The sequence below is a fragment of the Lachnoanaerobaculum sp. Marseille-Q4761 genome, from assembly GCF_017565785.1.
Classification (GTDB): Bacteria; Bacillota; Clostridia; order Lachnospirales; family Lachnospiraceae; genus Lachnoanaerobaculum.
Window position 1 is genome coordinate 292,208 of the sequence record NZ_JAGEKB010000002.1, and the last position, 14,172, is coordinate 306,379.

Genomic DNA, 14,172 nt, shown 5'->3' on the forward strand with positions numbered 1-14,172 from the left:
ATTTCGTTGTTGCCAGCCATAGATTATTACTTCCCAACAGTAATCTAAATTTATCATGCTGAAATAAAATGTTCAGCCTTTAAAACCCAATCTTTTTTCAATTCCCAAAATGTGGCTTGCGTTGATTTTGGTGTGTGCCAATAATCTGTTTCTATATCTATATTAAAAACATTCTCCCAGCTTTTTCTTTTTTCATCTTCGCATGGATCATCAATATCATCTTTTTCATATAATGCTAAATAACCGTCATTTAATATATTATGCCACATATCAAAATCTGACAGTAAAACCCTATTATCAGGAATGTCTATAGATAAAAGGACTATAGGTTCACCTTTTTTACCCCAATATCTATGAGATCTCATATCCAAACGTTTTCGCACACCTTCCCATTGATACCACGCCCATATAGGATATTTCACACCATCCGGCTGTATACCTATACGATTTTTCATCTGTTCAGAAAGCCAATCATAAGCAAAACGAAAATCCTCTTCACAAAACAAATATTTTTCATTTGCCAAAAGCCTACCCGTCTCAAGTAAAACTTTATAAGCAGCCACATGCTGAATAGTCCATAAAAGCATTTTGCCCTCCCTAATATTAGTGGTAATAGTATTTTCATTTAACATTACAGTTCAACATCAAAATTCATCCGCAAAAGCTAAATCTATAATCACATTATGCTTGAAGCTTTCTTTTCCTGTACTTTCACCAAAGACCACAAGATAATATCTCTTGTCTTTATCATATCTTCTGTCTTTAAACCCGAATTTCATGTGAAAGATCCTCTTATCAGCATCTGTTTCTCTACCGTTGGCAAAGTGGCTGACTTCATTTGAGATTTCTCCATTGTTTTTCAAAACTTCAAATATACTACTCTATATTCTGAATAACTCCGGTAAAAAGAATTGAACCGTCGGGAGCCGCCACTGCATAAACAAAAGGTCTGTCAATAATAAAATCCACCTGATCCTGTATTATTCCTGCAGCCTCCATCATAAGTACAGTATACGCCGCACCTATAACACCTTCCTCATCTATCTTTACCATGGCGGCATGTTCTGCACTGCTCAAATAAATATTTTCAATTTCCTTTGTAAGTGGAGTGAAATCTGCCTGTTTGTCTGAAAGCACATCTGTAATTCCGATATTCTTTAGACACTCCAACAGATCTGTTTTAGCCGAATCATTGAATTTTGGAACTGTCAGATGCACCAGTGCTGAATTACTTTCCACACTTTCAGGTTCCATACAGATTTTTATCATTTGTGGATCTGTTGCAATATCCTGTGCTTTATAACCTTCTTTCGGCAGGAAAAAATACATTGTTCCACTGTCAACAAGACTCAATCCTACAGCCTGAAAATGCTCTGTTTGATACAAATTTGTTATAATATCATTGTGCATCATAGGAACCGACTGATCCCCCAAAACCCCATGAAATATTCCTTTATTTGTTTGTTCCTTTGGGAAATCTTTATCCCATGATGCCTTGTAATAAACGGTTGAAATAAGTGCCAACACTGATTCCGGTTTAAGTTTCAATTCTTTTGTATACTCTGTAAGCAATTCTCCTGTATGCTCATCAGTCCATTTTTGAAGTTTCTGATTCATAGACTCGGAACCCATCTCACCGCTGTAAGATGAAGCATGATACTCCACTGACAGCTTTTTTAAAGTATCTTCATTATACCCTATATCATTTCTTAACCAGATAGAGTTTGCCAATATACTCTTTAGTGCGGGTGTATCCACATAATTGGCATCCCATATTGCCTCTGTTCGCTTATTTAAGACATCCATATCCTTTACATTAAGCACATCAAGGATTTGCTTACGTGTATTTCCATCTGTCACTTCAGCCAGCATGGAAAGTGCTATATAAATATTCAATGGCGAACATACCGCATTATGATCTGTGGCATCTGATAAAAGTTCCTTCTGTATCAGTTCATAATACTGTTCCATTCCTGCCTGAACAGTTTGTGATTTGTGAACCTTTTCTGTATAATCCTTCCACCATTCACTGTGAGCATCTCCATTTGCAAACTTATTAACATCTGTTCCCTCAGAAATAGGGCTTGGAATAACAGCTTCAACAGATTTTATGGTTTTATCAGATTCATTAATGTTTTTAGTTCTTAACTGTGTACCACTTTTTCCACAGGCAGTAAACATAGTCATTGCTGCCAAAAATATTCCCACGATTCCTTTTATCCTCATACCAACCTTCCTTTCTAAAATAATTAATAGTTTTCTAAAAATAGTTTTCTAAATTATACTGTTGACTTTAATAAGCTTATTACAATTTAATATCCTTAGGAAAAGCTTCCTTTCGCATAATTCCCCACATTTTATCTATATAGCTTAATGTATAAAAATTTTCATAATAATGATAATAGAAAGCACCTTTAAGTGTCATCTTATATCCTTCTTCATCTCTTGTCAAAAATCCAAGCATTTGTAAAAGCCAAAATTCCAGACCGTACACCTTATTAAGAGGTGTATCAAAAAACTCTCCAAATTCCTCCACTTTAAGTCTTGTGCTGTATAACTTCCAAAAAAGATAATAAACCATCCTTTGCCTTTTAACAAATCTGTTTGTAAGTGCAGTGGGTAGTATATTTGCATCAATTCTTTTACAATATTCCAATACAGAAAATGTGTTTATTTTAAACTGATCCTTAAAAAGACTTGTGGCGGAACAGCCAAATCCGAAAAAATTATCTCTGGTCATTGAAGAATATGATGCCGACTTATCACTTGCAAAAGTCCAGATAGACTTCCTTACATACCCCTTGCTTATACAATAGTTGGTAATATCATCCAAAAGTTTTCTCTTTTCTTTTTTTGGCATAATAGGAACTTTGTTTTCGGTAAATGTAAAATCAATTAAAGGGTAGATTGCTATATGATTGGCTCCATTAGCAAATGCCATATCAATATCATTTTTTAAATCTTCAAAGGTCTGTGTGGGCAATGCAAATATAAAATCCATAGAAACCGTCTCAAATTCAACTTCATTTAGTGCATTTGACATATCTTTAATATCAAACTTCCTTCTTTGCAAAACCTTTTGGTACTTATCCTGAAATGATTGTACACCTATACTTATCTTATCAACTCCTACTCTCTTTAAAGTCTTTAAAACTGAGACATTTACATTATCAGGATGAAGTTCTATTCCTATGCCGTCCGTTATAATAAAATGCTCACTTAAGGCTGCTATAATATCTGTTATTCTGTCTGCTAGAAGTGCGGGAGTACCGCCTCCGAAATAAAGGCTTGTAGCCTTTCTTCTGCCGTTCCACTGTTTCCCCACCAAATGAATTTCTTTAATCAAAGCATCTATATAGACATTTGCTGTTTTCTCATCATATATAACCTTACAATAGGGACAAAAATTACATATACTTTTACAGAATGGTATATGAACATATAAGCCGAACTCAGCCTCCTCATCATATGGCAATACTTTGTCGAAATCATTTGTAAAAACAAACGGTTTGGTTGAGTGTGTAAGATACATTCTTGTTAAATCTGTAATTAAGCTCATATCCGTCTCCTATGATGTTTTCTATAGTATATAGTTTAATTCTTTATATTAAATTTACTGTTCTTGTCCAAAATAACATCCACATATTCTGCAATTTTAAAGCAATACTAAAAACAAACATTTTCATACATTGGTAATATAACCGTGACAGTTCATGTAAGGTATTCTCTACCTCATCCTTTCTCAAAATTCATCCCCGAACACCAAATCCATAATCACGCTATGTCTTAATATTTCTTCTCCTGTATTTTCATCTACTACCACAAGATAATATCTCTTATCTTTGTCGTATTTTTTATCTTTAAACCCGAACTTCATGCGAAAGATCCTCTTATTAGCATCTGTTTCTCTGCTGTCGGCAAATATACTGACTTCATTTGAAATCTTTTCATTGTCCTCTGATATAAAGAAAATCTTATATTTTGTTGCCTTTATTGTATCGCTTACCGGTTCTGACTGTATAAAATCAAGCATTGTAGTCTTTCTTGTAATTTTTTGAACCATACTGATAAGTGCTATACCGGCATTCCTTGTATCTATATGTCCACGCTCCATCTTAACATCCAGTACGGGAATGAGCATTTCCTGTGGTGAGGAACCTCCATGAACAAAGTTTTGTCCACCTCCCGAGACCTTAAATACATTACTGCTTACAGGAAATGAGACTACCTTTGTATCCTGATTTCTTAAAATCTTTCCCATAGAGATAGCCATTATTCCATCTTCCCTTAGAGCATTCTCCGATACAATAAATCTACGACTCACGAATACATTCTTATCATTTACACCACTGATTTTATCACTTTCTGTGACTTTATCTCTTTTATAAATAAATCCATGGTCGGCTGTAATTATAAAATGATATGTATTTGCGTTTGTAGAGATACGGCGAATTAAATCCACTATCTCTTCCACCGCCTCCTTACAGGCTACAAATACCTCATCCTCTGTATTTGCCTTATCTCCTCTGGCATCTATCTGGTTATGATATACATATACCACCTGCTTTCCGGTAAAAATATCTCTAAGCTCAGTCTTTTTTAGATTCTTAATATCATCAAATTGAATGCATATACTGTTTGGAGAATGCTGTTGCAATACATTCTGCCTTCCGGTGAGATTATCACAAAGTATATCATCCACCAAAACCTGAAACCCGTCAGTCATTGTAATACTTTTATGTGGCAATAATGCCGCCATTCCAAGTCTTGTATATGAGGGCAACACCGAAAGCTGTGTATCAAGCTTTGCCCTGCATTTTGGATCATCTGCCAAATTCTTATATAATTCCTGCCCGACTTCATAACGCATAGCATCCGATATGATAACTACTGTACGCTCCTTCGCATTTCTGACATTACTGTCATAAAAATCAATCTGTAGCGGAAACTTTGTAAATGCTTCCTCTTCCCTTAATGCTTCATTCCACTTAGGCAAAAGAGTATTCAAATATTCATTTGTATAAATATTTTCTACAAGCTCACGAAGTCCTTCAAAAGTATATGTATCATCAAGCTTGTCAAATTCAAAATAAAAATTTCTGTACTCCTGATCAATTCTATAATCTGTACTTAAATATTGCTCCAAAATGGATGAAAAATTATCAGGACAGATGTATTTTCCAACTGCTACTATATGGTATGCACTTTTTAACATACGATAAATACATCCTGTTTTAGATCCAAAATGCATTTTCTCTCTTTTATCGGCAATTTCAGGTATGGATAAATCACAAAGCTTTGCACCTATATCTTCTACATTCAGGCGATCTACTATCCAATCAATCAAAATCAGGTCAATACATAAGAATGTATCACAATTTAATAATGTCTCCGGTGGGTATTCTGCAAATATTTTTTTTACTCCAAGAGCGGCATCCACAAAATCTGAAAGCTCATCATACTTATCACTGTATAAAACACTGTTCATCATACTGTCAATAAATGCAATAATATTTCCTGATTTATACGAGAGCAATGTCTTCCATTCCTTTGGTATTTCTGATGAAATATGCTTTGCAGTATATGTTACAAAAAGTGTATTCAAAAAGTTTTCAAGAGTAAGATTTATATCTGTATATCCAAAATACTTCTCAGCCAGTTTCCAAAAATCATTTATTAAGTCATACTTTTTAATCTCTAAGATGAATTTATTATCATTTAATCCTCCATCCGTCAAAATCACTCGAACCGCCTCTTCAAAAGAAGATGTTTTTGTATGGCAGATACTGCTTAAAATTCCGATAATAATATTTTCCTCATTGAAGTTTTCTATTTCCAAATCATAAAATCTTCTACTTCGCTCCTTATTTGCAAAGAACTTTATATACTTCTCTATAACAGCCTTATATTTCTCATCAATGCCCAAATCCATTGTAAGCAAAGAAGCCCTATCTGCAAAAAACCTTTTTGAATACAGTAATGTATCCTCAAGATGATTGTCCTTTACATCAGGTTTTTTAAATGGGGCATATATTAAATAATTGTTCTCTAAATCTTTTCTCTCCAAAAAGTATTTTGTATAAAACTGATTATCCGTTTTTAAAAAATACACTTTTGCATTTATGAGTTCTATGCCTTGTATATCCTCGACAAACTCTGCCTTATCATCATACCAAAATACCAGCTTTCTGGTATCACCCATAAATTCCTCATTCAGACGATCTATTATCTGTTTTAGGTTTAATTCCGCCATTTACTCTATTACCTTCCACTGTTTGCTTCTACGACTTCCCTCTTATTTTCTATTCATAATATTCAAATCTACCGGTACATCATAAGACTTATATGGTTCGTTCTTGTATAGTTTACTTCTTAAACAATTCTGAATGTGTACCCATGCGATAAAGCATTAAAACAAGTACATCTTCATATATTTCATAAATAAGCAACCGGTTTGGCTCAATATGACATTCACGAGTTCCCTTATAGTTACCTGTTAAATCATGGTCTCTATATTTTGCATCCAAAGCATCTCCATTCGCCAGAATATCAATTACCTCAAACAGCTTATCCAAATTCTTTCCTTGCTTTTTTGCAAGTTTCAAATCTTTTTTAAATTGATTGGTAAACTGCACATCATATTTCATACTTCAAGTGCCGCCTTAAGATTATCCATTTCCGAATATCTAGGTGCCAAAGGATCAGACATCATTTTTTTCCCTTCTTCGATTGCAGCCACTGTTGTTTCATTAGGCACATCCAGTTTCAACTCAAAAGGTATACCATGTTCACGAATAGCTGTTAGCAGGAAGATATTAACAGCCGTAGTCATATTCATACCAAGTTCATTAAAAATCCCTTCTGCCTGTTCTTTGATGTCCTTATCTATTCTAATGTTCAAATTCGTTGTCATCATATAATACCTCCTCATAGCTAGATTATAATAATATATTCGTATTTAATCAATACAATGTCATTATATTAGCTGCAAATTTTTCAATTTTTAAATCATACTACCATCAATTCTTATATCAAGCATACCGCATTACATTTTAATATCAATTATATAATCTTACTTATTTTTTACTCATTATATTTTTTGAGTCTGCGAGGACTTCATAGAATTTACCATCTACTGCGGTCTGAAGTTTTCTATAGTTTACCTTTACACCATCATCCAGATCAAGTTCTATACGGCTAAGTGCCAGATGGGCAATCTTTTCATCATACTCACGACATTCTTTTAACTGTTTTTGAAGTTTCTCCTTACGCTTGGTCGCCGCCGCCATTTCACGGGCATTGCTGCTGTGATCTATAGTATCAAGCATACGACCTATCTCACTCTCATAGATTCTTTGCATTCTGTGCAAATAGTCAATACGAAGATTTCCGACAGTATCTGCATTATATCTATGAAGATAGATAAGTGCTTTAAATCCGTTCTGCTTTCCGCTATCAAAAAGCCAGTAGATAGGTCTCTTACCTGAACCTGTGACTGAATATGTCTGGCAATGATCCTTAAAAAAATCATTTAAAAAGTAATTTCTGATAATCTCACGGCTTGTATTTCCTTTATTGCCAAGTGCCTTCGCAATAAAATCAAGGTTTTCTTCCAGAGTATCTTCACCATAAACTACTTTTAGCCAAGTGCAAAGTCGTGTAATTATATCATCTTCCAGATACTCCTCATCAGTAAGCGGAATTATATTGTCAGTATCAGGCATGAACGTAATATACTTAGTTTCATCCCACTCACCACCTGCATAGGCAAGACCTTCGCTGTCCAAAGAGTAGCGACCGAACATACAGCCAATGGCATAGGAAAGAAGGGAAACTATCTCATCACGCTTTGTTCTGATATAAGCCGAACCCTTCATAGACTCCGGCACATCTTCCTTACTGTCATATACTCTATGAACAGTCACATCCTTATCTGATACTTCAGGGGTAAGTTCATCCTGTAAACCGTATATATCTATAAAAATGCGGTTAAGTTCTTCTTCATTGGCTTTGAGTCCCAAGAAGCGTTGTTCACATTCAGATACCCAGGAATGGTAGGAATCGGAAATAGTTCTTGGATCCGCAGTTATGGCAACATTACAAATGTCATTTTTTACAAGTGGATGAAATGCAAAATCCCAAGAGGTTTCGTGGGAATCCCAGTCGGTTTTGGATATTTTAACACAATCTTTACTAATCAATTCTGTACTTTTTCTATTCCCATTTTCTAAAACAGGAAGCTTTTCGAAATCTCCTGCCTGAAGTGAAATTGAAGGATTTAAAATCGAAAGAAAGCTCTGAGTAACTTTCGTGTTAAATAATCCTAAAAGATAATAACTATCTTCTTTTGTTTTTGGAAATAGCATTGGACCTTTATTGCTATCAAACAAAGTCCCTTCTGGTGAAAATCTAAAAGAATTTCTCCCACTTGCCATACCATTCCATGTTATTCCTTCATGAAAAAACACATCTTGGGCACCAAGAAAATAAAAACATCCTTCCTTTATTGCATTTTTTTCTATATCAGCTCCGCCATTATTAAAATGTACTACAAGTTCTCTGTTTCCATACCACAATCGTGTACTTCCACCTTTATTATATGGATTCCACTTGTAAGAACTATTTACAGATTCATCATAGTCCTTTATATCAGACTTTATATCAAGCTTTGATACTTCCCACCATGTATGAATAAATATATCGTTATTTCCTGTGATTATACCAACTCTAGGTTCTGCAATTTCTTTTAATGATTTACCAACCATAAATGAATTTAACTCTTGTGGCGTTATCCAATATGCAACTGGACTTCCTGGAATGAGTTTAAAATCATCCTGCTTAGAGATGAACCTATTCTTTCCATCAAAAAAAGCTTTTGACTTAGTAAGTTCACTACTATATTCTACTAAACGTATATAATTTCCTTTATAATTTTTTATAGATTTCTTAGTTATAACAAAAGTTGTCGTCTGTACTATTTCTCCACTTATATCATCAAATGCACGAGCACCTAAATGTATCATGTTAACAAAACTATCAATAATTGATTCTCTCATTTTTTCATATCGTTGTAAAAACATCCATGTATGTTGAGTAATAATACCCATATATCCATTTATCTTAAGCATGTCAGAAGATTTTTTTATAAATACAGCATATAAATCTGATTTTTGATTTGGATAGATTTTTTTTACATATTTTTGCAACCTATTATTCATACCGCCACTCACCATATACGGCGGATTCGTAACCGTCACCTGGTACTTCTGCCCCAACACTTTCCCCTGCTCTATCATCTGCAACAGGTTTTCTTTAGTAGCCTCTATCCCCACTGTTTCCATGCTGATCTGTCCTGTAGGCTCACTATCAGCTACAAAGCTTTCCAAAAGTTCCCAGTCGTATTCTTCCACTGTAAGTATAGAACCGTATTCCTTGGCATCTATAAAGGTATCAAGTAGAGCATTTATCTGAGTGACGGCTTTCTCTTTATCATCTTCACTTAAGTTCATACCTAAGTATTTTAGATGATTTCTGTTGATTCCATTACTCTCTTTTATAGAAAATAGATTTGGCTTATGCTCACCGCTTAATATCCTACGATTATACTGCCTTGCTTTCATCATTACTGCAAAATATGCCAACTGGAATGCTCTATCATCTATATCCAGACCATAGATATTTTTTTGCAGTATAATTCTTGCAGCATCACGCTGACCATAGCCTGCACTTTCATATATCTGCATCAGCACATCAAAGGCATATACCAGAATATGACCGCTGCCCATACAGGGATCTATAAGTTTTATGTCCTCAGGATTTAGCTTTGCATACTCTCTTCTGATTTCAGCCAGTTTTTCTTCTACTTCAGGCTCCTGCTTAGCCTCTTCCAGATAATATTTCCAATTTGCCTTCAGTTCATCATTTGGATGGCCTTCTACCCATAGTCGCCCCAGACTGTTTTCCACCATATATCTGACGATCCAGTCAGGTGTAAAAAGCTGTGTTGCCGCAGGGACATCCTCTTTCCTTATCTTGGTTCCTGAAGGTCTGGCAAAAACTTGTGCTTTAGGCTCTGTATTATAGTACTGATACAGCCAACCTATAATCTCCACCTGACCGCCTTTTTCTATATTAAAATCATCCTCAGGTATATCATGAACCAGCTTATAGACCACACCTTCCCTGTCTATAACCGAAATATTTAAAAGCAATTCCGTATAATCATTTGTCTTTTCAAAAAGTGCAGGTAAATTCTCATTTAATGCATTGCACTGCTTTATAAATAGCATACAAAAAAGTTCATCAAGCCTGTTGTCTGTTTTTAATTGTACTATCTTTTCTTTTTCTTCTTCTGTAAATTGCAGCTCCGTATCAAAAGGATTTGTCACAATATCCGGTTCAAGCTTTCCGCTATCCGAGGAGAGCACACGAATATGAGTAGGCAGGTATTCATTTACCTCCATAAAGCGTATGGCAATCAAGCGGTTGAACCATGTATAGGCAACCTCTTCCATGATGTATTTATAAGCTGTAGCATAGTCGGTATCTGCTTCTTTCTCTCGAATGACCTCTACCAGTTTTTTTCTCTGCTTTATAGCATCTCCGCTGATTGAATATGGGTTTTCAGTTCCTATATCATAAAACTCTGTACCGCCCATAGACTGTGGCAGTGCCTCCGCTATCCCTTCAGTTGTTATTCCCATCAGCCCTGCACGGTAGCTGATATCTGTTATAAGCTTATTTCTTGCCCAAATAGCAAAGTTTTTGATGGCCGATTTGTTCATACCTTTATGCTCTCCTTTTTGTGTGTTAGATGCTTCTGACCTTATCCTTTAAATTTTGAATATAATTTATATCTTAAGTACTCGTTATCTTAAGTTTATTCAATATATATACGAATCTTTATAGAGATTATCTCTCTTTATTAATGTTTTTCCACCCCGGGAAAATGAGTTTTTACAATCTCATCCATCTGCATTGCAAGCTGTTCAAATGGAAGGTTCAAATCCAATGAATTAATGCTGATTTTATTGCCATGCATTTGATATACATGATTTTGTTCTATAAATTCATCTGTCTTTGCATATAGAAGCATTCCTGACACCGAAATTTTTTCATCAGCAAAATTATATTCACAGTTTTTCACATATGCAAACATCTGATACAGGTGGGCAGAATGAAACTTATGCTTCCCGAACTGCACCTGTGTTATATTTTTATAATATTTAGCATCTATTATAAGCACTGTATTATCTCTTTGAATATAAATATCGCTTTGCATAACAGGAAGCATCTCTTTCTTGTCATCATCTAAAAACCAAGGTATCTGTGATGATGATACTTTCAAACCCGGATAATGCTTTTTGTAATATTGAAAAATAAAATTCTGATAAAGGCTCCACATATGTTGCTCATCCAGATAATCCATAAGCTTTGTTACTCCATCCGAGTTCGTCTGCATCAGTCCTTTCACTACAAGGTAGCAGATTCCTATAAGCATTTGATAAGTCTGATTATTTCTATTATATCTCAGGTTCCAGTCCGCTGAATATAAATCTATTGAATCTACATCTGAAAAGAAAACCATAAGCTTTCTAATTTCTTTCTTTCTGTTTTTACCTATATCCGCCTTCAAAAGTATCTCCAAGGTTGACTTTATTATTTGATTCATCCTGTTATTTATAGAAAAATCATCATAAATACAGACCAGCTGCCTTTTGCGTATACTTTGAGTTTTTATCGAATCAGAAATATCAATTTTTCCTCTCAAAAAAGAAAGTGCCTGTGTCTGAGATAGATACTCTTTTTCAAGACCTCTTTTAAGTCTGAGTGATATACCTCTTAACAATATCTGTGCCATCATTTCTGCCATATTATTAAATTCTTCTGTTGCCATACTTTTATATCCATTATCTCTAAGAACTTTAAATGCGTATGACAACATGTAGTAGATATTCTGTATGGATATCACTTAATTGCACTCCTTAAATCAATGCTCCAATTTTTAACTTTTGAAGGCTCATCAAACCAATACTCTTTTAAAAGAGGAATAATCTCATATTCTACGATGCCTGACAATACAATATCATTTATACTGTCTGATGTCAGATTACAAAAATAACTGTGCCCTATACAAAAGCCGTCTCCCAATGATTCATCTAAGGAAATATCATTATTTAATTCCTCTATACATTGTATCAGGCTTTCTACTTTTTCATTTTCCAAATCCTTTATATATTGTTTAAATCCATCCGTTGCAAATCCCGGCTTAATTTCAAAGAATGCAAATCTTCTTCTCAAAGCATAATCAAGCATTGCAAGGCTGCGATCCGCCGTATTCATCATACCGATAATATAAACATTTTTCGGAACAGCAAATTTTTCATCAGAGTATAATAATTGCAGTGAAATTCCACGCTTATCATTTTCAATAAGCATGAACAGCTCTCCAAAAATTTTACTTAAATTGCCCCTGTTTATCTCATCAATGATAAAGAAATAATCATTCTCTCCATCAATCTCCGCTTTTTTACAAAAATTATAGAAGGAACCTTTTTGTAATTTAAAGCCGGCAGAATCCGGTCTGAATCCCATTATAAAATCTTCATAAGAATAGCTCTGATGGAATTGTACAAACATCACCCTCTCAATATCCTTTGTCCCCATCATGGAATAAGCAAGTCTTTTTGCAATATATGTTTTACCTACTCCCGGAGCACCTTGCAAAACAATATTTTTCTTGATTCTAAGGATATTGCAAAGATCATCATACTCTTTCTCAGACATAAATACTTCAGACAGAAAATCTTCTTTTGTATATTCAGGATAATACTTTTCCTCTTCTTCAATAATATCATCCTGATCTTCAAACAAGCTCTCTAGCCTTTGTACATAATCTGTATAGTCAGTGATATCCGTCAGTGTCTTAACAATAGAGAGTCCCGGATTAAGCCATTCACCTTTATGAGTCCAGTTTACCTGACGGATATTTTTATATTTATCTTCTCTACTTGCGTCAAATTCATATTCTGAATTCACTATTCCTCGTCCGACAATCTGATTCTTACCCTTCTTTACAAAAATAATATCACCTATTTTCATTTCATTTGCAAATTGCCATGTGGCATGAGCTGAATTTTTATAAGACAAACCCTTATCTATAGTTTCCTTCATCTTTTCTTTCATTTCATTCTTTGTTTTGAACTCCCGAAGATCACCTATTTCTCCCCAACCTATTGCCATAATTCCGGAATTATAAAACTCATCCCACATAGATGAAGCTTCACCCGGTGCATATACCCAATAATGCTTTGTATCCACATCTTCATCTGCAAGGGCCGAGTTGCCTGCTGATATTTCATCTCCATAAAGCTCCTTATTTACCTGCTCCGAATACTCCCATGCATCAAATGATAATTCCTTAAAATCCTTTAATTCACTCCTGTTACTTTGTAAGTATTTTCTTAATATATCAGCTATCTTAAAATAATTTTTTGCAGATATTTTAGCTTCAACTTCAGGAAGACTCTCAACAATGTCTTCGGGTATTTTACCCGATTCATAGATATACCACTGATTTCTATTGTCAAAGTTTAAAAATGAATCCGGTGCTATCCAAAACAAGCCCATAGTGATTTTGCTGTTTCCATTTCCTCTCTTATTGATAGTCAAATCAAAATAATGTGAAACATTCTTTTTATCACGAGCTGTCTGACTCTTTGTAAATTCTAATGCAGATATAAACAGTTCCCATAAATCATCAATATCGCTGTCTTCACGATAATCTATAAAAGAATAAAAAGTGGCATTTTGAGGAGTTATAACAGGCAGGCTCTCAAAACGGTTAGGAACTTCTGTAGTCAACTCAAATAATTTTTCAATAGCCTTAAGGAGCTTTATTCGATTATCATCTCTCATCTTCCTGCTAAAAAGCCCGAACACTGTAAACGGATCAATATCTACAATCTTATTATTCTTATCTAAAGTGGGCATACTTATCCCGGTAATATCGTATATCTTTTTTACTTTTTTAATAAGTACACTTCTTTTATTTTTATAATCTTGCAGTTTTAAAGCAAATTCTTTATAAAACGGAACCCAACCAAACTTGTTTTGTATATCCATATCAATCATTCTCCTCAAAAATCAAATTTAAAATATAATATCTACTTT

General features: G+C 34.4%; 10 protein-coding genes. All 10 read right to left on the reverse strand.

What is annotated here, in order from left to right; translation table 11 throughout:
* Positions 1-53: 53 nt before the first annotated feature.
* Positions 54-632, reverse strand: coding sequence for a DUF3841 domain-containing protein (locus tag J4O15_RS08570; protein WP_243762019.1), 579 nt, complete (start codon positions 630-632; stop codon positions 54-56).
* Positions 633-644: 12 nt separating this feature from the next.
* Positions 645-863 carry a hypothetical protein gene (locus tag J4O15_RS08575; RefSeq protein WP_208100459.1) on the reverse strand — a complete coding sequence of 73 codons (219 nt, stop codon included), beginning with the start codon at positions 861-863 and terminating at the stop codon, positions 645-647.
* A gap of 13 nt (positions 864-876) precedes the next feature.
* Complete coding sequence (locus J4O15_RS08580; protein WP_208100460.1) at positions 877-2,226, reverse strand: serpin family protein; 1,350 nt, start codon at positions 2,224-2,226, stop codon at positions 877-879.
* 79 nt (positions 2,227-2,305) lie between these two features.
* The gene (locus J4O15_RS08585; RefSeq protein WP_208100461.1) at positions 2,306-3,559 is read right to left on the reverse strand and encodes a coproporphyrinogen-III oxidase family protein; all 1,254 of its coding nucleotides are present in this window, start codon (positions 3,557-3,559) and stop codon (positions 2,306-2,308) included.
* A gap of 183 nt (positions 3,560-3,742) precedes the next feature.
* The gene (gene pglZ, locus J4O15_RS08590) at positions 3,743-6,253 is read right to left on the reverse strand and encodes a BREX-1 system phosphatase PglZ type A (protein WP_208100462.1); all 2,511 of its coding nucleotides are present in this window, start codon (positions 6,251-6,253) and stop codon (positions 3,743-3,745) included.
* A gap of 112 nt (positions 6,254-6,365) precedes the next feature.
* Entirely contained in the window at positions 6,366-6,647 is a 282-nt protein-coding gene (locus J4O15_RS08595; RefSeq protein WP_208100463.1) for a type II toxin-antitoxin system YafQ family toxin, read from the reverse strand.
* Positions 6,644-6,916: a type II toxin-antitoxin system RelB/DinJ family antitoxin gene (locus tag J4O15_RS08600; RefSeq protein ID WP_208100464.1), complete on the reverse strand. Its 273-nt coding sequence runs from the start codon at positions 6,914-6,916 to the stop codon at positions 6,644-6,646. The genes J4O15_RS08595 and J4O15_RS08600 overlap by 4 nt, the downstream gene beginning before the upstream one ends.
* A 160-nt stretch (positions 6,917-7,076) precedes the next feature.
* A complete protein-coding gene (gene pglX, locus J4O15_RS08605) occupies positions 7,077-10,784 on the reverse strand; it encodes a BREX-1 system adenine-specific DNA-methyltransferase PglX (RefSeq protein ID WP_208100465.1) in 3,708 nt (1,235 codons plus the stop codon).
* A 140-nt stretch (positions 10,785-10,924) separates the two neighbouring features.
* On the reverse strand, positions 10,925-11,971 hold the full coding sequence (mcrC, locus tag J4O15_RS08610) for a 5-methylcytosine-specific restriction endonuclease system specificity protein McrC (protein WP_208100466.1): 1,047 nt from the start codon (positions 11,969-11,971) through the stop codon (positions 10,925-10,927).
* Positions 11,968-14,124, reverse strand: a complete 2,157-nt coding sequence (locus tag J4O15_RS08615) for an AAA family ATPase (protein ID WP_208100467.1) — start codon at positions 14,122-14,124, stop codon at positions 11,968-11,970. Before J4O15_RS08615 ends, mcrC begins: the two co-directional genes overlap by 4 nt.
* Positions 14,125-14,172 lie beyond the last annotated feature (48 nt).

Excerpts from the sequence above, each read along its gene's own strand:
- pglX (WP_208100465.1), bottom strand. The coding sequence starts at position 10,784 with ATGAACAAATCGGCCATCAAAAACTTTGCTATTTGGGCAAGAAATAAG.
- J4O15_RS08595 (WP_208100463.1), bottom strand. The coding sequence starts at position 6,647 with ATGAAATATGATGTGCAGTTTACCAATCAATTTAAAAAAGATTTGAAA.
- J4O15_RS08580 (WP_208100460.1), bottom strand. The coding sequence starts at position 2,226 with ATGAGGATAAAAGGAATCGTGGGAATATTTTTGGCAGCAATGACTATG.
- J4O15_RS08570 (WP_243762019.1), bottom strand. The coding sequence starts at position 632 with ATGTTAAATGAAAATACTATTACCACTAATATTAGGGAGGGCAAAATG.
- pglZ (WP_208100462.1), bottom strand. The coding sequence starts at position 6,253 with ATGGCGGAATTAAACCTAAAACAGATAATAGATCGTCTGAATGAGGAA.
- J4O15_RS08615 (WP_208100467.1), bottom strand. The coding sequence starts at position 14,124 with ATGGATATACAAAACAAGTTTGGTTGGGTTCCGTTTTATAAAGAATTT.
- J4O15_RS08585 (WP_208100461.1), bottom strand. The coding sequence starts at position 3,559 with ATGAGCTTAATTACAGATTTAACAAGAATGTATCTTACACACTCAACC.
- J4O15_RS08600 (WP_208100464.1), bottom strand. The coding sequence starts at position 6,916 with ATGATGACAACGAATTTGAACATTAGAATAGATAAGGACATCAAAGAA.